Origin of the sequence: Actinomycetospora sp. NBRC 106375 (assembly GCF_030269665.1) — a bacterium.
GTDB lineage: Bacteria > Actinomycetota > Actinomycetes > Mycobacteriales > Pseudonocardiaceae > Actinomycetospora.
Genome location: NZ_BSTS01000014.1, coordinates 1 through 20,745 on the forward strand (window position 1 = coordinate 1; position 20,745 = coordinate 20,745).

22 protein-coding genes are annotated in these 20,745 nt (G+C 73.6%); 12 read left to right on the plus strand and 10 right to left on the minus strand.

Annotated elements, in window-relative coordinates; all coding sequences use genetic code 11:
* The first annotated feature begins 270 nt into the window (after window positions 1-270).
* Window positions 271-1,152: an EthD domain-containing protein gene (locus QSK03_RS22170; protein ID WP_285656780.1), complete on the plus strand. Its 882-nt coding sequence runs from the start codon at window positions 271-273 to the stop codon at window positions 1,150-1,152.
* A gap of 72 nt (window positions 1,153-1,224) precedes the next feature.
* Here QSK03_RS22170 and QSK03_RS22175 read toward each other — a convergent pair whose 3' ends face one another.
* Both QSK03_RS22175 and QSK03_RS22180 read right to left on the minus strand, forming a co-directional pair.
* Entirely contained in the window at window positions 1,225-1,737 is a 513-nt protein-coding gene (locus tag QSK03_RS22175) for a DinB family protein (RefSeq protein WP_285656783.1), read from the minus strand.
* A 52-nt stretch (window positions 1,738-1,789) separates the two neighbouring features.
* Complete coding sequence (locus tag QSK03_RS22180) at window positions 1,790-2,404, minus strand: hypothetical protein (RefSeq protein ID WP_285656786.1); 615 nt, start codon at window positions 2,402-2,404, stop codon at window positions 1,790-1,792.
* A gap of 102 nt (window positions 2,405-2,506) precedes the next feature.
* Here QSK03_RS22180 and QSK03_RS22185 point away from each other — a divergent pair, with 102 nt between their 5' ends.
* From QSK03_RS22185 to QSK03_RS22205, 5 genes are all read left to right on the plus strand, one after another.
* A complete protein-coding gene (locus tag QSK03_RS22185; protein WP_285656789.1) occupies window positions 2,507-3,127 on the plus strand; it encodes a TetR/AcrR family transcriptional regulator in 621 nt (206 codons plus the stop codon).
* A gap of 36 nt (window positions 3,128-3,163) precedes the next feature.
* The gene (locus QSK03_RS22190; RefSeq protein ID WP_285656792.1) at window positions 3,164-4,123 is read left to right on the plus strand and encodes a cyclase family protein; all 960 of its coding nucleotides are present in this window, start codon (window positions 3,164-3,166) and stop codon (window positions 4,121-4,123) included.
* A gap of 52 nt (window positions 4,124-4,175) precedes the next feature.
* Complete coding sequence (locus tag QSK03_RS22195) at window positions 4,176-4,616, plus strand: DUF6153 family protein (protein ID WP_285656795.1); 441 nt, start codon at window positions 4,176-4,178, stop codon at window positions 4,614-4,616.
* A 104-nt stretch (window positions 4,617-4,720) separates the two neighbouring features.
* Window positions 4,721-5,284, plus strand: coding sequence for a DUF305 domain-containing protein (locus tag QSK03_RS22200; RefSeq protein WP_285656798.1), 564 nt, complete (start codon window positions 4,721-4,723; stop codon window positions 5,282-5,284).
* Window positions 5,285-5,370: 86 nt separating this feature from the next.
* Window positions 5,371-5,667 carry a putative quinol monooxygenase gene (locus tag QSK03_RS22205; RefSeq protein ID WP_285656801.1) on the plus strand — a complete coding sequence of 99 codons (297 nt, stop codon included), beginning with the start codon at window positions 5,371-5,373 and terminating at the stop codon, window positions 5,665-5,667.
* Between the two features lie 10 nt (window positions 5,668-5,677).
* Here the strand turns inward: QSK03_RS22205 and QSK03_RS22210 are convergent, their stop codons facing one another.
* The 3 genes from QSK03_RS22210 to QSK03_RS22220 all read right to left on the minus strand — a co-directional run bounded on the left by QSK03_RS22210 (window position 5,678) and on the right by QSK03_RS22220 (window position 7,017).
* Window positions 5,678-5,908 carry a putative type II toxin-antitoxin system PemK/MazF family toxin gene (locus QSK03_RS22210; RefSeq protein WP_285656803.1) on the minus strand — a complete coding sequence of 77 codons (231 nt, stop codon included), beginning with the start codon at window positions 5,906-5,908 and terminating at the stop codon, window positions 5,678-5,680.
* A gap of 64 nt (window positions 5,909-5,972) precedes the next feature.
* On the minus strand, window positions 5,973-6,191 hold the full coding sequence (locus QSK03_RS22215) for a hypothetical protein (protein ID WP_285656805.1): 219 nt from the start codon (window positions 6,189-6,191) through the stop codon (window positions 5,973-5,975).
* Window positions 6,192-6,354: 163 nt separating this feature from the next.
* On the minus strand, window positions 6,355-7,017 hold the full coding sequence (locus QSK03_RS22220; protein ID WP_285656808.1) for an MmpS family transport accessory protein: 663 nt from the start codon (window positions 7,015-7,017) through the stop codon (window positions 6,355-6,357).
* Window positions 7,018-7,172: 155 nt separating this feature from the next.
* Between QSK03_RS22220 and QSK03_RS22225 the strand changes: the two genes are divergently transcribed.
* Both QSK03_RS22225 and QSK03_RS22230 read left to right on the plus strand, forming a co-directional pair.
* On the plus strand, window positions 7,173-9,272 hold the full coding sequence (locus QSK03_RS22225) for a transglycosylase domain-containing protein (protein ID WP_285656811.1): 2,100 nt from the start codon (window positions 7,173-7,175) through the stop codon (window positions 9,270-9,272).
* 27 nt (window positions 9,273-9,299) lie between these two features.
* Window positions 9,300-10,142 carry a YhjD/YihY/BrkB family envelope integrity protein gene (locus QSK03_RS22230; RefSeq protein ID WP_285656812.1) on the plus strand — a complete coding sequence of 281 codons (843 nt, stop codon included), beginning with the start codon at window positions 9,300-9,302 and terminating at the stop codon, window positions 10,140-10,142.
* Between the two features lie 8 nt (window positions 10,143-10,150).
* Here the strand turns inward: QSK03_RS22230 and QSK03_RS22235 are convergent, their stop codons facing one another.
* Window positions 10,151-11,425, minus strand: coding sequence for an MFS transporter (locus tag QSK03_RS22235; protein WP_285656814.1), 1,275 nt, complete (start codon window positions 11,423-11,425; stop codon window positions 10,151-10,153).
* Window positions 11,426-12,373: 948 nt separating this feature from the next.
* Between QSK03_RS22235 and QSK03_RS22240 the strand changes: the two genes are divergently transcribed.
* The 3 genes from QSK03_RS22240 to QSK03_RS22250 all read left to right on the plus strand — a co-directional run bounded on the left by QSK03_RS22240 (window position 12,374) and on the right by QSK03_RS22250 (window position 15,587).
* On the plus strand, window positions 12,374-13,081 hold the full coding sequence (locus QSK03_RS22240) for an OBAP family protein (RefSeq protein WP_285656817.1): 708 nt from the start codon (window positions 12,374-12,376) through the stop codon (window positions 13,079-13,081).
* A gap of 61 nt (window positions 13,082-13,142) precedes the next feature.
* Window positions 13,143-13,268 carry a hypothetical protein gene (locus QSK03_RS22245; protein WP_285656818.1) on the plus strand — a complete coding sequence of 42 codons (126 nt, stop codon included), beginning with the start codon at window positions 13,143-13,145 and terminating at the stop codon, window positions 13,266-13,268.
* 9 nt (window positions 13,269-13,277) lie between these two features.
* Window positions 13,278-15,587 (plus strand): MMPL family transporter, encoded by a 2,310-nt coding sequence (locus QSK03_RS22250; protein WP_285656821.1) that lies wholly within the window; start codon window positions 13,278-13,280, stop codon window positions 15,585-15,587.
* A 205-nt stretch (window positions 15,588-15,792) separates the two neighbouring features.
* On the opposite strand, the gene QSK03_RS22255 is transcribed toward QSK03_RS22250, so the two are convergent.
* Window positions 15,793-15,969, minus strand: coding sequence for a hypothetical protein (locus QSK03_RS22255; protein ID WP_285656823.1), 177 nt, complete (start codon window positions 15,967-15,969; stop codon window positions 15,793-15,795).
* An 83-nt stretch (window positions 15,970-16,052) separates the two neighbouring features.
* Complete coding sequence (locus tag QSK03_RS22260) at window positions 16,053-17,819, minus strand: BCCT family transporter (RefSeq protein ID WP_285656826.1); 1,767 nt, start codon at window positions 17,817-17,819, stop codon at window positions 16,053-16,055.
* 442 nt (window positions 17,820-18,261) lie between these two features.
* Between QSK03_RS22260 and QSK03_RS22265 the strand changes: the two genes are divergently transcribed.
* On the plus strand, window positions 18,262-18,771 hold the full coding sequence (locus QSK03_RS22265; protein ID WP_285656829.1) for a methyltransferase family protein: 510 nt from the start codon (window positions 18,262-18,264) through the stop codon (window positions 18,769-18,771).
* On the opposite strand, the gene QSK03_RS22270 is transcribed toward QSK03_RS22265, so the two are convergent.
* Window positions 18,725-19,342 (minus strand): TetR/AcrR family transcriptional regulator, encoded by a 618-nt coding sequence (locus QSK03_RS22270; RefSeq protein ID WP_285656832.1) that lies wholly within the window; start codon window positions 19,340-19,342, stop codon window positions 18,725-18,727. The two genes, QSK03_RS22265 and QSK03_RS22270, sit on opposite strands and share 47 nt — an antisense overlap.
* Window positions 19,343-19,345: 3 nt before the next feature.
* Window positions 19,346-20,536 (minus strand): FAD-binding domain, encoded by a 1,191-nt coding sequence (locus QSK03_RS22275; RefSeq protein ID WP_285656834.1) that lies wholly within the window; start codon window positions 20,534-20,536, stop codon window positions 19,346-19,348.
* Between the last annotated feature and the right edge of the window lie 209 nt (window positions 20,537-20,745).

The following is a 20,745-nucleotide window of genomic DNA, read 5'->3' on the forward strand; positions in this document are numbered from 1 at the left end:
GCATGTCCGGGGCCAGCAGGAACCGCTGATCCCGATCCACCGGCCGATACCTCTTCGCCACCCCAAGATCCTCCCCCGATCCCGAGATCGACAGGCGAAGGCGCGCGATTTGGCAACAGGCTCCATCAGACGTCGATCGTCACCGGGTTCGCGATCAGGCGCCGTCGGCGTCTTCCCGGGAGCCGATCCCGCTCACCGAGACCGGACTTTGACCCCTCGAACGCGACGGCGCGACTCTCGCCGCACCCCGCCGCCGAAGGGAGACCGGCCGTGACCGACGCGATGACGCTCGTCATTCCGCTCAAGGCGAAGAAGGGGATGACGCCGCAGGACTTCTACGACTACTGGCTCAACGCGCACGTCACCCTGCCGCCGCGCTTCCCGGGGATCAGCTCGGTCTGGCTGCACACGACGCCCGGCGCGGCCTCGCTGTGGCCCGCGGTGGACGGGGTGTCGATGACGCCCGACCCGGAGGACACGTTCGACGGCGTGCCGGAGGCGACGTTCCCGACGATGGACGACCTCCAGGAGTTCATCAAGGCATCCCGGGTGCAGATGGAGGACGGGATCAACTTCCTGTCCCAGGAGATCGGCTACGCGGCGCTCGGGGCGAACAGCACGACCGTGCGCGACACGACGGACCCGGCTCCCGACGGCACCGACGACCACGTCCGCCACCTCGTGTTCCTGCGCAAGCGGCCCGACATGACGGTGGAGGAGTTCCGGTCGCGGCTCGACGACGGTCTGGTCCCCGCGCTCGCGGACGCACCGGAGATCCGCAAGCTGCGCCGCCACCTCTTCGAGGAGCTCGACATCACCCTCGACCACCCCGGCGTCACGATGACCAAGCCGCTCGAGCGCCAGTACCAGGCGATGATCGAGGTGGTGGTCGACGACGAGGACGCGTTCGCGCGCTTCGTCGCGTCGGAGGCCTACGGTGCCGCCGCGACGCAGCTGTCCGCACTCTGCTCGGCCGTGCACCCGACCCGCGTGGCGCGCTGCATCACCACGAAGCACGACGGGCGGATCACCCTCGCCGGGGTCCGCGGGATCGCCGTCGCCGACATCATCCGCAAGGCCGGCGCCACGAGTCAGACCCACGACGACGTCCTCCGGGAGTTCCTGCCGCCCGCCGACCTGGCCCGCAGTTGAGCGCCTCCGACGTCCGCCCCGCGCCGTCTCGGCGCGGCGATCCGCGCCGAGCGGGCGCCCTGCCCCGGGCCCTCACACGCCGGTGACGCCGTCGATCCGCTCCCGGAGCAGGTCCGCGTGACCGTTGTGCCGGGCGTACTCCTCGATCATGTGGACGTAGATCCAGCGCAGGCTGACGTCCTGGTCCATGAACCGCCCCGTGTCGGTGAGCCGGCGGTCGGCACAGCGCTCACGGGCGGTGGCGACCTCGGCGGACCACGTCGCCAGCGCGGCCTCGAGGGTCGCGCCCTCGGCCACGTCGAAGCCGCCGTCGGGGCCGTCGGGGTCGGCGTCCGGGTCGTGGATCGGCGGAGCCGACTCGCCGGCGAAGACGCGCCGGAACCAGTTGCGCTCCACCTCGGCCATGTGCTGGACCAGGCCGGTGAGCGTGAAGATCGACGGCGGCGCCGACGCCGTGGCGGCCTGCGCGTCGTCCAGGCCGGCGCACTTCATGGCCAGCGTCGCGCGCTGGAAGTCGAGCCACTCCTCGAGCGTGGCGCGTTCGTCGGCGTTGAGGGACGGGACGGACCGGGCACCCGAGCTCACGCCGTGATCCTCCCCCGAGGCGGCGGGGGTGCCGCGGTGACCGTCCGCTCCCTCACCGCCCGGAGGCCCGGCCGAGTCGCCACGCCGAGACCAGGAAGAAGGCGCCCCCGAGCAGGGCGTACCCCGCCACGCCGGCCAACGCGGCACCGGCGGCGAACGACTGCAGCAGGAACGCCGTGCCCGCCACCGTCGAGAGGGCACCGCTGGCGATCATCGGCCACTGACCACCGAGCCCGCGTCGGCTGACGGCGACGACGAGCTGCACGACCCCGGCGACGATCGCCCAGGCACCCCAGACCCGCAGCACCGCCGGGACGCCGGCCGTCACGGCCACGGCGAGCCCGACCGCGGCGAGCGCGCTGACGGCGACGGTGACGAGGAGGCCGACGCGGCTCGTGGCCGGCGCACCGCCGGTCCCCTGGACGCGGCGGTCGATGACGGCGGCGGCCACGTCGACCAGCGGGTAGAGGACGAGCAGCACCGCCGCGAGCGGCGTGATGCTCCCGGCCGTCAGGAACAGCAGGACCGCCCAGACCAGGGCGAACCCGGAGCGGGCGAGGAAGAGCCGCCGCAGCACCGCGACGGCACCGGGCACGGCGGCGTCCGCCTCCGCGGCGTCGGCGGCCGGCCCGATCCGGCGGCGATGGGCGGTGGGGGAGCTCGACATGGTGCCTCCAGAGGGAGAAAGACCGTTCTACCTTGCTTCGAGAGGCTGACACGCCGTGGCGGCCGATGCAAGACCGACCGTTCTTTCCGCTACCGTGGACCGGTGCCCTCCGCGTCGCCGTCCCCGGCCGCCACCACCGCCACGGACCGGCCGCGGTCCGAGGCACGGGAACGGTTGCTCGCGAAGGCCAGCGAGCTGTTCTACCGCGACGGGATCCGGGCGGTCGGGGTCGAGCGGATCATCGCCGAGACCCCCACGACACGGGCCACGTTCTACCGGCACTTCCCGTCGAAGGAGGCGCTCGTCGTCGCCTACCTGCAGGGCGTCGACACACAGACCCGCGCCGGCATCCGGGCCGCTGTCGAGTCAGCGCCTTCACCGGCCGACGCCGTGCGGGCGATCGCGAGCGTCCTCGTCGACGACCTCGCCCGCCCCGGGTTCCGGGGGTGCGCGTTCCTCAAGGCGGCCGCCGAGTTCCCCGAACCCGACGACCCCGTGCACCGCGTCGTCGTCGACCACCGGGCCTGGTACCTCGCGACGCTCACCGAGCTCTTCGCCGAGGTCTTCGGGACCTCACCGCGCCGCGGGCGGCCCGAGCACGCCGCGCAGCACTTCCTCATGATGCGCGACGGAGCCATGTCGGGAGCCCACCTCGACGGCGCCGCCCACGTCGGTGACGCGTTCCACCGCGGCGTCGACGGCCTCCTCACGCTCCTGCACTGACCACCCGACCCGACGCACACGGCTGGAGAGGGCGCGATGCCGGAGAGCCCCGACCGATCGACACCCACCCAGAACGACGTGCTCGCCTACTTCGCCACGCTGTCGAACTGGGGCCGGTGGGGCGACGACGACGAGCGCGGCACGCTGAACCACGTCACCGACGAGGTCCGCCGGGCGGCGGCACGGTCCGTGCGCCACGGCCGGAGCGTGTCGTGCGCGTGGGAGGTCACCGCGCCCGAGGACATGGAGCGGTCGACGACGGCGTGCCCGTGCGCCGCCGACATCCCGGGCGCGGAGAACATGCCCGCGGCGTTCCACCGCGACCGTCGCTGGGGCTTCACCACCGAGCGGCTCGGTGTCACCTTCCACGGCAACTCGATCACCCACCTGGACTCACCGTGTCATCTCTTCTGGGACGGCGCGACGTACAACGGGCGGTCGCACACGCAGGTCGACGCCGCGACGGGATCGGGGTGGGCGGCCGTCACGGCGGCCGCGGACGGGATCGTCACCCGGGGCGTCCTGCTCGACGTGGCGAGGGCCCGCGGGGTGCCGTGGCTCGCACCGGGACAGGGCGTGTTCCCCGACGACCTCGAGGAGGCCGAGCGTCGCCACGGGGTCCGGGTGCGCCCGGGGGACGCGGTGCTCCTGCGGACCGGCCAGGGTCGGGCCCGCCACGAGGGCGTCGCGGTCACCGGCGTCACCCAGGCCGGCTGGCACGCGTCCTGCCTGCCGTGGTTGCGGGAGCGGGAGGTCGCGGTGATCGGCGCGGACACCCCGCAGGACGTCCAGCCGTCCGGGTACGACGACGTGCTGATGCCGGTGCACGCCGTGGGCCTCGTGGCGATGGGCCTGTGGCTGCTCGACAACGCCGACCTCGAGGCGTGCGCGGCGACGGCCGCCGAGCTCGGGCAGTGGGACTTCCACCTCGCCGTCGCGCCCGTCCGCCTCGCCGGGACCTCCGGCAGCCCCGTCAACCCGATCGCCACGTTCTGACCCGAGGGTCCGTCGATACCCCTCCGGGGTATTCCTAGGGTACCGTCGCCGCGTGGTCCGGCGACTCGGCAGCTCACGGCGTGCGCCGGGAGGCCCGGGCGCCGTGTGGCCACGGCGTCTCGCGCTGCTCGTGGTCGCGCTCGGAATCGTCCTCATGCACCACGTGGTCGGCGCCCACCAGCACGCCGCACCTGATACGCCGCCGACCGGCACCGTCGTCGACGTCGCGCACCCGGGTGACCACGGCGCACCGTCGACCGCCGCGCTGCACCAGCACCCCGGCGGCGGTCACGAGCACCCCGCGTCGATGTTCCACCTCTGCCTCGCCGCACTGGCCGCGGCGGTCGTGCTCCTGCTCGTCCTGGTCCTCGTGGCGGCGTGGTGGCGGCCCGGCCCCCGACGCCTCGGCGCGGGAACCACCCGCATCGCAGCCGTGCCGCGCCCACCCCCCGTTCCGACACGCCTCGCCGAGCTCCAGGTTCTCCGCCTGTAGGTCGCCCCTCCGCGCGCGTCCGCCCTCGTGGCGTGATCGCGCCGCGGCGTCGCGTCCTGCCCCGGCACCGATCATCCGGTGTCCTGCCGAAGGAGTACCTCGCCATGCGTATCCGTCACGTCGGCGGCGTCCTCGCCGTCATCACGGTCGCCCTGCTCGCCGCAGGCTGCGCCGTTCCGACGTCCCCGACCACAGCACCGACGCCGACCGAGCACAACGCGGCCGACGTCGCGTTCGCCCAGGGGATGGTCCCCCACCACCAGCAGGCCCTCGTCATGGCGGCGCCGGCCGCGCAGCGGGCGGCAGTGCCCGAGGTCCGGGACCTCGCGACCCAGATCGGCCGGGAGCAGGGTCCTGAGATCGAGCAGATGAACCAGATGCTCGCGGCCTGGGGCGCCCCACCGCCGCCGGCCGGTTCGATGGGTCCCATGCCGATGCACGGCATGATGAGCGCCGAGCAGCTGCAGCTGCTCGGCGCGCAGTCCGGCCCGGCGTTCGACCGGATGTTCCTGCAGATGATGATCGAGCACCACACCGGCGCGGTGCAGATGGCACAGACCGAGCAGGCCCAGGGGCTCGACCGCCGGGCCGTGGAGCTCGCCGGAGCGATCGTGCTGGCCCAGCAGCGTGAGATCGCCGAGATGCAGAACCTGCTCGCCCGGGTCTGACCGTGTCCAGGTGATCCGGAGCACACTGCTCGCCACAGCGTCGGTCGCCGCGAGCCCGGCCGGCACGGGGAGACGAGGAGAACGTCATGATCGTTGCCCGGTTCCGGATCCACTGCCACCCGGAGTGGGTCGACGAGGTCGCGAGGGCGATGGCGGCCGTGGAGGCACCGAGCCGGGCGCTCCCCGGCGTCGTGCACTTCGACATCGCGCGCAGCCTCACGGACCCGAACGCCTTCGTGGTCGTCGAGGTGTTCGAGGACCGCGACGCGCTCGACCGCCAGAACGCGCAGCCCGAGGTCGCCGAGGTGCTGCGACTCGTGGGCGCCGGAGCGGTGACCGCCGACCCGGAATGGGCGTTCTGGGAGGCCACGCCGGCGAGTTAGGGCGACCGCTCTACAGCTCGAGAACGGCCCGGAGGGCGTTGTCCACGGCGTCCATCTGCTCGGCGGTGACCTCCCCGAGCCGTTCGGTGAGCATGGACCGCGGGGGGCGGTCGAGCAGGAGCACCGACGCCCACCCCCAGGCCGTCTCCACGGCCAGGAGCGAGCCGGGATCGGAATCCACCACGTGGAGCGCGTAGCAGGTGGCCACGTCGTCGCTCTCGTTGAGCAGGTCGGCGGACACGACGAGCCGCCTGTCCGACTGACCCCGCCGGCCGAGGAGTCCGCTGTAATGCCAGACCTCGCCCCTACGCATGCGACGCGGCAGCGGCCTCGTCCTGTGCGTCGCCCTCGTAGCCGGGATGCGCGGCGAACCATCGACCGTGGGCCCTCAAGGCCTCACGCAGCTCGTCCTGCCGGACGAGGCGTTCGAGGTAGCCGGAAGCCCCTCCGCGTGTCCTCTCCCCGCACTGCCGCACCCGTCGCGCCACCGATTCGTCGAAGCTCACCGTGATGCGCTCGGCCATGCACACCATCGTACGCACCTCGGTGCGCGAAGAGCCGCTCCCTGCCTGGAGGAGAGCGGCGACGGTGCTCGAGATGCTTCGAGAACCGAAGCGTTCTCGCCGGGGTCGCGGCCGGGACGGCCTCCCGACGACCTGCTGGCTCGCCGTCGTCCGCGTCGTCACGTCACCGTCGAGGACCGTCCGACCGCCCGGCCTCGCCGAAGCACGCGACCGCCGACGACCGGCCGGAGGACGTCCGCTCGGCGACGACGAGGCCATCCACCGTGATGCGGCAGGTGATGCGCTCACCGGCGTCGGAGACCGCCTGGACGGTGAGCGCGTAGGTGCCCGTCCCGTCCCCGTCGAGCGGGGCGACCTCGCTCCACGGCAGCTGCGCGCCGTTCCCCCGGGTGACGTCACCGTCGTGGCCGTAGGTCACCAACGCCCGGGCCGCCCCGCCGGTCACCTCGTAGCGCACCCCGGCGGGAGCGACGGCCGGCGCGACCGGGGGAGGCGCCGTCCCTTCCGTCCCCGTCGCCCACGGAGCACGCGCGACGACCGCACCGAGCAGCAGGCCGAGCGCCACGGCGGCGACGGCGCCCACGACGAACAGCGGCACGCGGCGGCGCGAGCCGACGGCCGGTGGCTCCTGGAGCGGGGACTCCGCCCGCGTCACGAGGGGGATGTCCCGCGGGACCGGGGGCACGCCGGGCACCGTGCCCGCCCGTTCCCCGACCGTCTCCGGCGCAGCACGGCGCCCGCGGTCCCCGGGCACCTCAGGGGGCGGCGCTCCGGGCACGGCCGGGTTCATCCGGCGGGCGGGGCGCACACCGGGCCGATCGTCCACACACCGACCTTCTCAACGCCGACCGCCCGACGTCCGGCCGCGGACCTTGCGGGTCGCTGACGTTCGGCTTTGGGGACGGGCCCGTGCGGGCAACGTCAGGCGATCGTCAGCGCGTGCGGCCTTCCCGGGACGGGAGGGCGTGCTCACGTGGAGTCGTGAGCAGACACCGCGACGAGGGCGCCGAGGACCCCGACGGCAACGAGGACCGCGTCCTGCTGACGTTGCGCGGCGCGACGGCCGTCGCGGTGGCGGGTCTGCTGGTCGCCGCACTGCTCGCTCCCGCAGCCGTCGCGGCCGGCACGCTGGCCGCCCGTGCGTCGACGGGCATCGGGGTGACGTCCGCGGGTGTCCTCGACCGTGTCCCCGACGCGGCCACCGTGATCACCGACGCCACCGGCGCACCGATGGCGACCCTCTACCGGCGCTTCCGCCTCCCCGTCGGTCCCGGGCAGATCGCGGGCACGATGAAGGCGGCGATCGTCGCCGTCGAGGACCGGCGCTTCTACAGCCACCACGGTGTCGACGCCCGCGGGCTCGGTCGCGCGCTGGTGAGCAACGCGGTGCGCGGCACACCGCTCGAGGGGCAGGGCGCCTCGACGATCACGATGCAGTACGTCAAGAACCAGCGGCTCGACGTCCTGGCCGACACGCCGGACGAGCGCCGCGCGGCGACCGCCGACACGGTGGGTCGCAAGCTCACCGAGGCCCGGCTGGCCCACCGTGTCGAGGACCGGCTGAGCAAGGACGAGATCCTGGCCCGCTACCTCGACCTCGCGTACTTCGGCCGCGGCGCCTACGGGGTCGAGGCCGCAGCACGCACCTGGTTCGGCACCGGCGCGGACGCGCTCACGACGCCGCAGGCCGCGCTGCTGGCCGGGATGGTGCGCGCGCCCGCGAGCTTCGACCCGATCGACCACCCGGCCGCCGCCCGCGCGCGGCGCGGTCAGGTGCTGGCCGCGATGGTCGAGGTCGGGTCGCTCACGCCCACCCGGGCCGCATCCGCCGACGCGGCCCCGCTCGGGACCGTGGCCCGGCCCGCGGTGCCCGCATCGGGATGTGCCGCGGCGCGGCCGGGCACGGGCGTCTTCTGCGCCGAGGTCGTCCGGCGGCTGACCGCGGCCGGTCTCGACCTGTCCACCGGTGGCTACACGGTCCGGGCGACGCTGGATCCGCGGGTCACAGCCGAGGCGAGGGACGCGACACGCGACGCCGTCGACCCGGACCGGGACGTGGCCGACGTGGCCGCCGTAGTGAGGCCGGAGCCGAACCGTCGACCGGTCCTCGCCCTCGCCGCCAACCGGACCTACGGCACCGACGGTGACGCCGGCGAGACCTCGCTCCCCCTCACGACGGCTCCCCTGCGCGGGGCCGGCTCAATCTACAAGATCTTCACTGCGGCGGCGGCCCTCGAGCAGGGCCTCGTCGACCCCGACAGCGAGCTCGACGTCCCCGAGCGCTACACCTCGAGCGCCTTCTCCGACGCCGGCGGCGACTACACCGTCGAGAACCTGGGCTCGTACCCCGACGAGCTCACCCTGCGTCGAGCCCTCGCCGTCTCACCCAACACGCCGTTCGTGGCCCTCGCCGACCGGCTCGGCTCGGTGGAGCCGATCGTCGACATCGCACGGCGTCTGGGGCTGCGGGCGACCCTCGCCGCGCCCGGACCCGACGGGACGCCGCTGGGCCGGCGGGTGCGCGACGCCGAGCAGGGGTCGTTCACCCTGGGGCCGGACCCGACGAGCCCGCTCGACCTCGCGAACGTCGCCGCCACGATCACCGCGGGCGGCACCTGGTGCCCGACCACCGTCGTCGCGCGGGTCACCGACCGTTCGGGACGCGACGTGACACCGCCGTCACCACCCTGCGAGCGCGCGGTCTCCCCGGAGGTGGCCGGCGATCTGCGGAAGGCGCTGTCGGAGGACGCCGTGGACGGCACCGCGTCCGGTGCCGCCGACGACGCCGGCTGGGACCGCCCGATGATCGGCAAGACCGGCACCACACAACGTTCGGCCTCGGCGGCCTTCGTCGGCGCGACCGACCGCTACGCCGGGGCCGTCATGACCTTCGCTCCCGACGCGCCCCGGCCGGTGTGCACCGACCCGGTCCGGACCTGCTCCGACGGCGACCTCACGGGTGCCTCTCTCCCGGCCCCGACCTGGTTCGCCATGATGGCGCCGTTGCACCGCGGCGGCCCGTCGGGCGGGGCGGGCGACGGCGGGACGGCACCAGGCGCCGACACCCCCGACGAGGACTGATCCACCGACCCGGCCAGGAGCACCGACGTGGCGCTGTTCCGCCGATGGCCACCGCGTGACGCCGCGACCCGGATCCTGCGCTCGGCCTCCGCGCACCGGGTCCCCGCGCTCGCCGCGGAGTCGGCGTTCTTCACCGCGCTGGCCGTCTTCCCCGCGCTGCTCACCGTCGTCGCGATCCTGCGCACCGTCGGCCCGGGCCTCGGCGCGGGCGCCGACGTCGCCGCCGCCGACGGGATGACGCGGCTGCTGCGCGTGGTGCTCACCACCCGGGGCAGCGCCGCGGCCGACGCCGCCGCGTCGCTGCTCGCCACGAGTACGACGGGACTGCTCACCGGAGGCACCGTGGCGGCGCTGGTGCTGCTGGTCCGCGCCCTGCGCTCGGTGCTCCACGCGCTGGCGACCGTGTCGGGACGGCCGGTGCGCACCTGGCGCACGGCGGCCGTCCTCGCGGTCGTCCTCCTGGTGGGTGGGGCCACGGTGACGGCCGCGGCCGTCCAGGACCCCCTGCTCGTGCTCGCGGTCCCCGGCGGGAGCCTGTTGTGGCGCCTCCTGCGCTGGCCTGCCGTGATCGTCGCCCTGTTCGCCTGGGCGGTGCTGCTGCTGCGCCTCGGGACGCGGACCCGGTCGTGGCGTCCGGTCCTGTCCGGCGCCGGAGTCGCGGTCGGGGGGTGGCTCGGGGCCAGCGCCGTCTTCCCGCTCTACGTCTCGGTGAGCGCACGGGTCGCCGGCAGCTTCGGCGCCCTCGGGGGCGGTCTGATCCTGCTGGTCTGGCTCTACCTGTTGATGCTCGCGCTGTACCTCGCCGCGGAGATCGCCGGCGAGCTGCACGGACGCGGGAACGAGGCCGAGGCGCGACGCCCCCCGCAGTGACGCCCGGGTCACACGCCCTCGTCGACGCCGTGATGCGGTGCCCGGGTGCCGTGCCGCCACAGCAGCAGGGGGACCGCGGCGAGGACGGCCGGACCGATCACGAACCACATCGCGCCGTAGCCGCCGGTGGCGGGGAACAGCGGCGCCGCCACCTGCACGGCTACGCCGACGAGCAACGGGCCGACGAGCGACCCGCCGCCGCGGCTCACCAGGAACAGCCCGGACGCCGCCCCGTGGTGCTCGGCCGGGAGCACGCGCATGAGCGCCGAGTAGTTCACCGTCATGACGACGCCGGCACCCGCCGCCGCGACCGGGATCAGTCCGATCACCCAGACGCTGTGCGACAGTCCCGCGGTCAGCAGGCCGGCGCCGTACACGAGCGAGGAGGCGGCGAGGACGCGCCGGTGGCCCAGGCGGTCGGCGAGGCGCCCGGCCCAGGGAACGACCGCGACGAGGCCCACGGCGACCAGCGGGAAGATCACGGCCGACACGAAGCTCGCGCTCCGGCCGAGGCCGACGGTGAAGAAGAGCACCACGAAGGCCTTGAGCCCCTGCAGCGCGACGTTCCACAGGAGCGTCGCGGCCAGCACGACGGCGACGCCGGGGTGGCGGAGCAGCGAGATCACCGCCCGCAGGCCGACGGCCGCTCCCGACCCCGGCAGCGGGCACGATCGGCGCGACCACAGCGCGCGCGTCAGCACCGCCGTGCCGGCGACGACCGTGCCGGCAGCCAGCAGGAACAGCGCGGGCGGCCACAGGTCGAGAAGGAATCCACCCCCGACGAGCGCCGCACCGAGCCCCGCGAAGCGCCACGCCGAGGCCGCGGTGCGCGACCGCCCGCTCACGACGTCCGGCACGAGATCGGGATAGAGGGCCTCGTACGGCGTCAGGTACGCGAAGTGCCCGACGAAGTAGGCCGCGGCTCCGACGACGAGCACGGCGGACCCGAGGTCGGTGGCCATCAGCAGGAGGGCGGCGATGCAGATCGGCGCCGCCAGCAGCACGAACCGCAGACGGTCGCCGACGACGCGCGAGCAGCGATCACCCACGACACCGACCAGCAGCGGCAGGACGATCCCGGCCGCGCCCTCGCCACCGATCACCAGACCGGTCACGACGGGTCCGGACTCGCGGTGCAGCAGCGACGGGAGGTACGTGGTCAGCACCGTCAGCGCGAACGAGGTGCCGAACGCGGGCGCGCCGAGCATGAGGAGGAAGGACCGGCTGTCGGCCGCCGGCGACACGTCCTCGTGCCGCGCGGATTCCTGTCGCGAGGCAGCCATCCGGCACCCGTTTCCCGATCCGGCCGGCTCGCGAACCGCCGGCAGTCCTCTCGCCGACGCATGCCCTCGCCGTCAGCTGATCGCAAGGCGGCCCCCACTAACGGAGACCACCGGCCGCATCGATGTCCCCCGGGGGGCACGGTGCACGGCCGGCGGGGGCGGCCGCCGCACCGTGCCCCGCGCTCCGCCGGAGCCGCAGTCGTTCGATCAGCATCCGCCAGCTGCCGAGGGTCAGGAGCCGCGATGACACCGCTGGGAGACACCGCACCGGACCACGCGAAGCTGCAGCAGATGTCGGTCCGATTGGCCGGTCGTCGCCGACCGGGCCCCGGGCAGCACGCACCGCCACACGCGCCCCTGTTCGGTCCGCCGACCGTGCGGCGTCCGGCCCCTAACGGCGAGGAGGGGTCGGGTCCCGCACGGTCGGCGGCCCATCGCCCGCGGCGTCGCGGGCGCCTCCCGAGGTGGGCCCTCATCACGTCGTGGCTCGTGGGCGGCGTCCTGATACTGGCCGTCGGCGTCGTCGCCACCGTGGTCGTCGTGGCGACGTAGCCGGGACATGGCCGGGTGGCTCGCACGCCGATGGCGCCCGTCGCTGCGGGACCGCCGGGACTCCGGCGGGGCCTCCGCGGCTCGCCGGAGTCGCGGTCGGGGGAGGCCGGGGACCGGTCGGCGTGGTTGATGTCCAGCGACGCCGCATCCGTCCTCGACACCCGCTCGCGGTTGGCACTCTCAACTGTTCACGGAGGGAGTTGCCGCCGATCCGGCGTCGACAATCTTGCGCGGCGCTTGCGGTCGGTGTGGCCGGAGGCACCCCGGATGCACCGGCGTTTCCGGCACCGCACGCGTCGGGAAGGCCCTCCCATGGCACCCACACACGACAACAGCTGCACCCGCCACCACGGTCCGGGCGCAGCTCGGGCGGTCGGTATCGGGTTCGCTGCAGGCGTGGTCAGCGCGGCCGCGCTGGCGGCCGGCCGGAAGGTCGCGATGACGGCGAAGGTCGGCCGGGGCCATCCGCTCAAGCATCGCGCTCTCGACGTCGCGTCCGGCGTGACGCAGTCGAAGTACCCGATCGACGCGATCAGCACCTACCTCAACGGCTTCCACATGTACGCGGACGACCTGGGGCGACAGGTGGAGGCGTCGCACTTCTGCGTCCATCTGCAGCACGACCTGCACCAGTGTGTGATCTTCGACCGGAACGCGCCCGATGCCCGGCTGATCGGGATCGAGTACATCGTCAGCGAGGAGCGCTTCCGGCGGCTGCCCGACGACGAGAAGCGCCTGTGGCACAGCCACCACTACGAGGTGAAGTCCGGCGTCCTGGCCGCGCCGGGTGTCCCCGACATCGCCGAGCACGCCTACTTCTCCGACCTCGTGCACACCTACGGGAAGACCTTCCACACCTGGCAGTACGACCGCGACGACTTCCCGTACGGAATCCCGCAGCTGATGATGGCCCTGACCGAGGACGGGCAGGCCGACCAGTCCCTGATCGACGAGCGGGACCGCCGGATCGGGGTCTCCACCCCACGCAAGCGGCAGCACCGCGCGGACATCCCGACGCCCGACGTCGTGCCGGGGGCGAACCCCTGGGAGAGCGGGCGGACGGTGCAGACGCGTCTCGACGAGATGCTCTTCCGGCGCCCGTGACGCGGGAGACGGCCCGTCAGGCGACCGCCGGGGTGTGACGGCACACGCGAGGAGATGCCCGATGAGGACGATCGACACCGTCGGCCTGGAGGACGCCCTCCGCGTGATCGCGGCCGCGTTCGGGTCAGCGGCGGTTTCCGGCGAGCAGGACCAGGGCGTGGCCCGGGCCGCCGCCCTGGGACTCTGACCAGCAACCGTGACCCCGCGGGAGCCCGTTCCTCCTCCTCGGGCCCTGCCCGTGCGCGCCGCCGCCGTGGTCCTCACGCGCGGCTGGTGGGTCCTGCTCGTGCTCGCCGCCGCTGGCGTGTGGGCCACGGTGACCTCGCTCCCGACCCTGGCCACCGTCGGCGGGGGCCTGTCGGACGTCGTCGGTGCGGACACCCCGGCCGTGCAGACACAGATCCGTGCCCTGCAGACGTTCGGCCTGCCCCTGCTGACCCGCACCGCCGTGGTGCAGCACGACCCGGCCGGTCTCGACCCCGACGCCCAGACCCGGGCGACGCTGCGCGCGGCGGAGGTCGACGAACCGGCCTACCGGGGCCGTCCGACGCCGCCGCTGCTGTTCGCGTTGCCGGTCGTCGACGGCGTCCCTCGCGGGCTGCCCCCGGGCCTCCTGCCGGGATCGGCGCCCGGCGTGCCGACACTCGGGCTCCCCACCCCCGGGCAGCTCATCCCGACCGGCCCGACCACCACGATCGTCACCTACCTGTTCACCGACCCCCGCGCCCCGACCGGGGTGCAGGAGCAGGTGGCGGCGGACTACGCCGCCCGCATCGACCAGCCCGGCGACCACCTGCTCGGCGTGAGCGGGACGGTCCCCCTGCAGTCCGAGCAGGGCCGGCTGGTGGCAGACCACCTGACCGAGGTGGAGGTCGGCTCCGTGGTGGCGGTCGGCCTCGTCGTCGCCCTCGCCTTCCGATCTGTCCTGGCTCCGGTCGTCACGCTGGTCGCGGCCGGGACGTCGTACGTCGTCGCCGACCACCTCACGGGGACGGTCGCCCAGGCCTTCGGGATCAGCGCACCCGGTCAGCTCGAACCGGTCCTGGTCGCCCTGGCCCTGGGGGTCAGCACGGACTACGCCGTCCTCTTCCTCTCCGGGATGGCCCGCCGGCTGCGCCGGGGAGAGGACGGCCGCGCCGCGACCCGGGGCGCCGTCGAGGACTACCTGGCGATCGTGGTCGTGGCCGGGCTGACCGTGGCGGCCGGCGTGGCCGCGCTCAGCGTCGCGCGCACGGAGCTGTTCCGGGCCTTCGGACCGGGACTCGCCCTGACCGTGCTGGCGTCCCTGGTCGTCTCGGTCCTCGTCGTCCCGCCGTTGATGACGCTGTGCGGACGGGCGGTGCTGTGGCCCGGTCGGGCCGGTCGGCACGGGGGGACCGGCACCCCGCAGCCCGCCGTCGAGCCCGACCGCGGCCGCAGCCGGTTCGTCCGCCTCGTCACCGGGCGGCGGTGGGTGGCCCCGGCGGCGGCGGTGAGCGCGCTCGCCGTGCTCGCGGTGTGCGCGTTGCCGCTCGCCTCCCTGCGCGAGGCGGTGTCGCCGATGGACTCGCTGCCGGCGGGCAACCCGGTGCGGGTCGCCTGGGAAGGGGCCGCCGAGGGGTTCGCCCCCGGGGTGCTCTCTCCCACCGAGCTCCTCCTGACCGGTCCCGACGTCGCCACCCGGCGGGACGCCCTGGCGCAGCTGCAGCGGGAGCTCGCGGGTCGTCCCGGCGTGGCCGGGGTGCTGGGTCCCGTCCAGGGCCGGCTCCCGGACCCCGTTCCCGACCGGTACGCGCTGTTCCTCGGGCCGCGTGGAGACGCCGCGCGCTTCCTCGTCGTGCTCGACGCCGATCCTCTGGGCGCCACGGCGGTGGAGACCCTGCGGTCGCTGCAGCGGGACATGCCCGGGCTGCTGTCCACGGCTGGGCTGGGCGGAGTGAGCACCGCCTACGCCGGCGACACGGCCCTCGGTCTCGGTCTGGTGGAGAGCGCCCACGCCGACCTGGTGCGGGTGGCCGTGGTCGTCGCCGCCGTCGAGCTGCTGCTCCTCGTGCTGTTCCTCCGCAGCCTCGTCGCCCCGCTCTACCTGCTCGCCTGCAGCGTGCTCGTGGTCGGCTCCGCGCTGGGGCTGACGTCGCTGGTCTTCGGGTCGCTCGGCCAGGAGGGCCTGATCTTCTTCGTGCCCTTCGCCGTGGGCGCCCTGCTCGCCTCGCTGGGGTCGGACTACAACATCTTCGGGGTCGGCGACGTCTGGCAGGCGGCGCGCAGCCGACCGCTCGGCGACGCCCTCGCCGTCGCGATCCCCCGCTCGACGCGCGCCATCGGCGCGGCGGGCGTCACGCTCGCCGCCAGCTTCGGTCTCGTGGCGCTGGTGCCGCTGGCGCCGTTCCAGGAGCTCGCCTTCGCCATGACGGTCGGCGTGCTGCTGGACACCTTCCTCGTGCGCGCGTTCCTGGTGCCCGCGTTGATCTGGTGGGTGGGGCCGGTCAGCGCGTGGCCGAGCCGGCGCCTGCGGGCGCCCTCGTGACGCCTGTCGACATGCCGTGGCCGGCGCCGGCGGGCGGCGCCGAGTCAGACGTCGCCGGGCCTGCGCACCCGATGGTCGTCAGACGGCCGGGGTCGCGGTACGGCCGGGGTCGCGGTACGGCCGAAGGCCGCGGCTCGGCCGTGAGTTGCGGCTCGGGCGTGGGTGGTGGCCGCCGGAGAGCGGGTCCACCCCACGGCGCCGCGGGTCAGGTGTCCCGTTCCGCGGCGTCGCGCTGCTCGGGCTCGCGGTCGCGGGCCTCCTGTGCGTCGGCGTCGGCGTCGCGCGCTCGGGCCGCGGCAGGCCGGCCCTCGCCGTCGTAGTACTCGTCGGGAAGCCCGACGTTCTCGTGGGCGCGCTGGGCGGCGCGCTGGTTCTCCGGCATCGTTCCTCCTCGAACGACTCGGGCGACGGGACCGGACCCGTGGGGCTCCACGGGTCCGGGTCGCACGTCGCGGGTAACGGCGTCTACGTCGAGCTCGCCCCCTGGGCCTGGGAGAACTCCGCGACCGCGGTCTCCCCCAGCGTCGGGTCGAGCTCCTCGTCCTCGCCGAGCCCGGAGCCGTCGGCCGGTTCGCCGTGCTCCGAGGTGTCCTCCTGCGCGTGCCTGCCGTTGCCGTTGCCGTTGCCGTTCGAGGCGACCGCCGCGCCGGTCGGCATGGAGGCGGCCCGCAGTCCCGGCATCGGGGAGGCCTCCGACGGTGCCCGGACCACGAACCGCTCGGTCGACATCGCCTTCATCAGCCCGACGCACATGGCGATGAGCACGAGGCAGAACGGGAGGCCGGCGAGGATCGAGGCGGTCTGCAGCGCGCTCAGCGCGTCGGCGCCGCTGGCGGCGCCCGCCCCGAGGAGCACCGCGGCGATCACGCCCTCCATCACCGCCCAGAACAGGCGCTGCTGCCAGCGCGGGTTCGGGTCGCCACCGTTGGTGAGGATGTCGACGACCAGCGAGCCGGAGTCCGACGACGTGGCGAAGAAGAGCACCACGACGATGACCGCGACGGCGGAGGCGAGGACCGCGGCGATGGCCCCGACGGGCAGCTGCTGGAGCAGCACGAACATCCCGGTGTCCGTGGAGGCCTGGCCCAGCGGGTTGGCCGGGTCCTGCTGGAGGGCACGCAACGCGGACTCACCGAAGATGGTCAGCCACACCATCGACGCGCCGACCGGCGCGAACAGGGCGCCGCCGATGAACGAGCGGATGGTGCGTCCGTAGGAGATGCGCGCGAGGAACATCCCGACGAACGGCGACCAGGAGATCCACCAGCCCCAGTAGAAGAGCGTCCAGCTGGCCTGCCAGTCCTGAGCGGCCGGGTTGCCGGGGTAGGTCTGGAAGCTCTGGGTCGGGAGGTTCTGCAGGTAGTTCCCGAAGTTGGCGACGGTGGTGTTGAGCAGATCGCGGGTCGGCCCGAAGACGAACACGAACACCATCAGCGCGAACGCCAGCCACAGATTGATCAGCGACAGGTTCCGGATGCCCTTGTCGATCCCGAGCATCACCGAGGTCACCGCGATGGCGGTGATCGCGAGGATCAGCACGATCTGCAGCGGTGTGGTGTTGGAGATCCCGAACAGCGTCTCGAGCCCGGCCCCGACCTGCTGGGCGCCGAGGCCCAGCGAGGTGGCCAGCCCGAACAGCGTGCCGAACACTGCGAGCACATCGACGACGAAGCCGGGCCAGCGGTTGATGCGGTCACCGAGCAGCGGGTAGAGCGCCGACGCCGGACGCAGCGGCAGGCCCTTGCGGAACGCGAAGTAGCCGAGCGCGAGACCCAGCACGATGTAGATCGCCCACGGGTGCAGGCCCCAGTGGAAGAAGGTCAGGAACATGGCGTTCGAGGCGGCCTCGGGCGTCCCCCCGGCGCCGACGGGTGGTTCCTGGAAGTAGCTGATCGGTTCGCTGACCGCGTAGTACACGAGCCCGATCCCCATGCCCGCGGTGAACAGCATCGCGAACCACGACGTCGTACCGTACTCGGGCTTCGAGTCGGCCGGTCCGAGCCGGATGCGGCCGTAGCGCGAGGCCATCAGCACCACGACGAAGATCAGGAAGCCGGTGGCACTGAAGATGTAGAGCCACCCGAAGTTCGTGACGATCACCGAGTTCACCGCGCTCGCCGCCGTGGACAGCGTGGCGGGCGCGATGACGCCCCAGAGCACGAGCGCGAGCGCGATGATCGCTGATGAGATGAACACCGGGGGGCTGGTGTGCTCCCGGAGATAGCGGACCAAGGATTCCTCCTCCGGCTTGTCGGGCCGTTCTGTCCCGACCGCGTGGGATGTCCCGACCGAGTGGACAGCCGGCGCGGCAGGTTCGCCAGCGGCGACGCCCCCTCGTCAGGGGATCGCAAGTCGTCGGCGCGGCGCCCTCACAACCACCCGTTGCCCTCTGCGGTCCGGATCGCCCGCGCCGTGCCCCCCACGACAGATGTCGGATGACGGTGATCTCCGTCAGGCGATCGCAAGGTGCGGGAGCTCCGACTCATTGCAACATGCGCATATGTCTACATCACTACCTACCAAGCGGCCCCCCGCCGTCCCGAACCGGTGGGAGGGCCTCGCGGTACCGGCGGCGGGGTCGGCTGGCGCGGCCGTCTCCGTCACCGCCCTCCTCCCCCGCATGCGCCGGGAGCTGCTGTCCGCGGATCGGCTGTCGGCTCCGACCGTCGCCTGGATGTACGCCACCTACATGGCCCACGCCGCCGCCCTGGTGGGTTTCCTCGTCGCTCCGACGGGGCGGCGTCCGGCCCGGAGCAGCACGATCACGGTGACGGGTTACGGGCTCGCTGCGGTCGGTGCGGCGACGAGCGTGGCCGGCATGCGCCGCTTCACCGGCACCACCCATGTCTCGGGGATGGGCGACGATCGGGTCGTCCGCGGCGGTGTCTACGCCTGGAGCCGGCATCCCCAGTACCTCGGATACGTGGCGCTGTTGAGCGGGCTGGCGTGCGCACGCCGCTCGATACCGGCGGCCGCATCGGCCACCGGTGCCGCCGGGGCTCTCGCCTGGTGGGTCCCGGTCGAGGAACGCCATCTCGCCGCCCTCTTCGGCGGCACCTACCAGCGCTACCTCCTTCGGACCCCGCGGTGGCTCGGGCTGCCCGCCCCGCGCTCGGACCGCGGGGCGGGCCCGCGACTCAGGGCTGCAGTGCGCCGCGCATCATCCCGACGAAGGCGTGGATGAGTTCCCGGCGGCGGTCGTCTCCGGGGTCCTCGGCGATGAGGTAGGTGTCCATCGCCTGACCCATCCCCACCACCACGCCGATCATCAGGCCCGACGGCAGATCGGCGCGGACCGCGCCGACGTCCTGTCCCGCGGCGAGGGTTCGCTCGATCCAGGGCAGCGTCAGCACTTCGAGCTCCTGCTGCGCCGTGCGGAGGGCCGGGTTCGCCGCGGCGGCCAGCCAGCCCCGCGTCAGCGCCGCCAGCTGCGGGGAGGCGGTGAACGCCGCCATCAGGTCGCCGTAGTAGCGCTCCACCGCCTCCCAGAACGCGTCACGATCTCCGAGGGTCGACAGCCCTAGGGGTCCGACCTCGTCGAAGAGCCGTTCGAACTCGAGTCGGGTCACGTAGGCGTAGAGGTCCTCCTTGCCGTCGAAGTAGTAGTACATCGACCCCTTCGACACCCCGGCGGCGTCGATGACCCGGTTCAGCGACCCGTCGTGGAAGCCGTGCGCGGCGAACTCCTCGACGGCGGCACGCACGATCGTCTGTTGCTGCGCCGCGGGGAGCTTGCGGAAGCGCGGTCGGACCATGCCTCAGAGCGCCGACCCGGACGTCGCCGATTCGGGCAGCTCGACGGTGTCGTGGAAGCTGCGGCGCATGACGCGATCGGCGACGCCGGGCAACCCCATCAAGCTCATCGTCGCGTTCCGCACCACCAGCTGCGTCCTGTTCCTCGGCGCGAAGGCCAGGCCCAGACCGCGCGCGGCGTCCTGCTTCGCGCGCACGAACGGAGCCAGCCGGGTCTCGTAACGCTCGAACGCCGCGCCGTGGTCGCCGTCGCACCGAGCCAGTTCGGTCGCGAGCGTGTACGCCTCGACCATCGCCAATGCGGAGCCCTGGCCGGCGAGCAACGACGGGCAGGCGGCCGCATCACCCACAAGTCCGATCCGTCCGTGGCTCCACGCCGGCATCCGGATCTGGCTCACCCGGTCGATGTAGAACGAGTCCGCCGAGGACATCGCCTCGAGCGCGGCCGCGGTCTCCCAGCCCCGACCGGCGAGTCGGTCGCGCAGCAGCCCCTGCTGGGCGTGCACGTCGCCCCCCGGGAGCTCGCCCTCGTGCCGCAGCGTGATCAGGAACATCGTGACGTCGTCCGGCAGTGAGAGGCGGACCAACTGGAAGCCGACTTCCGCGTACATCATGGCGACGAGATCGTTCCGGGGGCGGTACCCCCTCACCTCGAAGGCGGACACCACGATCCCGAGGTGGTCCTCGAACCGTTGCTGGGGCCCGAACGCCAGGCGGCGTACCGCCGAGTGGAGACCGTCGGCCCCGACCACGAGATCGACCTCGTCCCGGCGCCCGCTCGCGAAGGTCACGTGCACCCGGTCGCCGTCGTCGGCCAACGCCGCGACGGTGTCACCGAAAACGGTCTCGACGCGTCCCTCGAGAGCCTCGTAGATCGTCGCGGCCAGCTCGGAGCGGGCGATGCTGACGTACCGGTCGTCCGATCTCAACAGCGCCGAGGGCGTGAAGGACGCGAACCGACGTCCGCGCGAGGTGACCCCGCGCGCCTCGGTGAAGCGGTGCCCGCGCCGTCGCAGCTCGGGAACGATGCCCATTCTCCCGGCCACGTCGAAGCCGGCACCCCAGAAGTCGACGAGGTGCCCGCCGCGGCGGGGCGCGGGCGCCTGTTCGACGAGCACGACCTCGTGCCCGGCCCGGCGCAACCAGAAGGCCAGCGTCGGGCCCGCAATCCCGAGCCCTACCACGAGCACCTTCATGACCACTCCTCCCGAAGGTCGAAGACCGCCGGTTCGACCGTCAGTCTAACACCGACGACATCGATCGTCAGACCGTGGCAAGGCGCCCCGTCAGCGGAACTCACGCCGCCGGTGGTCCCGTGAGACGCGCCGCCGACGAAGGGAGGGCCCACCGATGAGCCTGCTGGGCAACCTGCGCGATCTCCTGGGCGACCTGCCCGACGGCGGCG

Coding starts and splice junctions, on each gene's coding strand:
- QSK03_RS22180 (WP_285656786.1), bottom strand. CDS start 2,404: ATGTCGAGCTCCCCCACCGCCCATCGCCGCCGGATCGGGCCGGCCGCC.
- QSK03_RS22190 (WP_285656792.1), top strand. CDS start 3,164: ATGCCGGAGAGCCCCGACCGATCGACACCCACCCAGAACGACGTGCTC.
- QSK03_RS22200 (WP_285656798.1), top strand. CDS start 4,721: ATGCGTATCCGTCACGTCGGCGGCGTCCTCGCCGTCATCACGGTCGCC.
- QSK03_RS22205 (WP_285656801.1), top strand. CDS start 5,371: ATGATCGTTGCCCGGTTCCGGATCCACTGCCACCCGGAGTGGGTCGAC.
- QSK03_RS22215 (WP_285656805.1), bottom strand. CDS start 6,191: ATGGCCGAGCGCATCACGGTGAGCTTCGACGAATCGGTGGCGCGACGG.
- QSK03_RS22235 (WP_285656814.1), bottom strand. CDS start 11,425: ATGGCTGCCTCGCGACAGGAATCCGCGCGGCACGAGGACGTGTCGCCG.
- QSK03_RS22245 (WP_285656818.1), top strand. CDS start 13,143: ATGAGGACGATCGACACCGTCGGCCTGGAGGACGCCCTCCGCGTGATC.
- QSK03_RS22255 (WP_285656823.1), bottom strand. CDS start 15,969: ATGCCGGAGAACCAGCGCGCCGCCCAGCGCGCCCACGAGAACGTCGGG.
- QSK03_RS22265 (WP_285656829.1), top strand. CDS start 18,262: ATGTACGCCACCTACATGGCCCACGCCGCCGCCCTGGTGGGTTTCCTC.
- QSK03_RS22270 (WP_285656832.1), bottom strand. CDS start 19,342: ATGGTCCGACCGCGCTTCCGCAAGCTCCCCGCGGCGCAGCAACAGACG.
- QSK03_RS22275 (WP_285656834.1), bottom strand. CDS start 20,536: ATGAAGGTGCTCGTGGTAGGGCTCGGGATTGCGGGCCCGACGCTGGCC.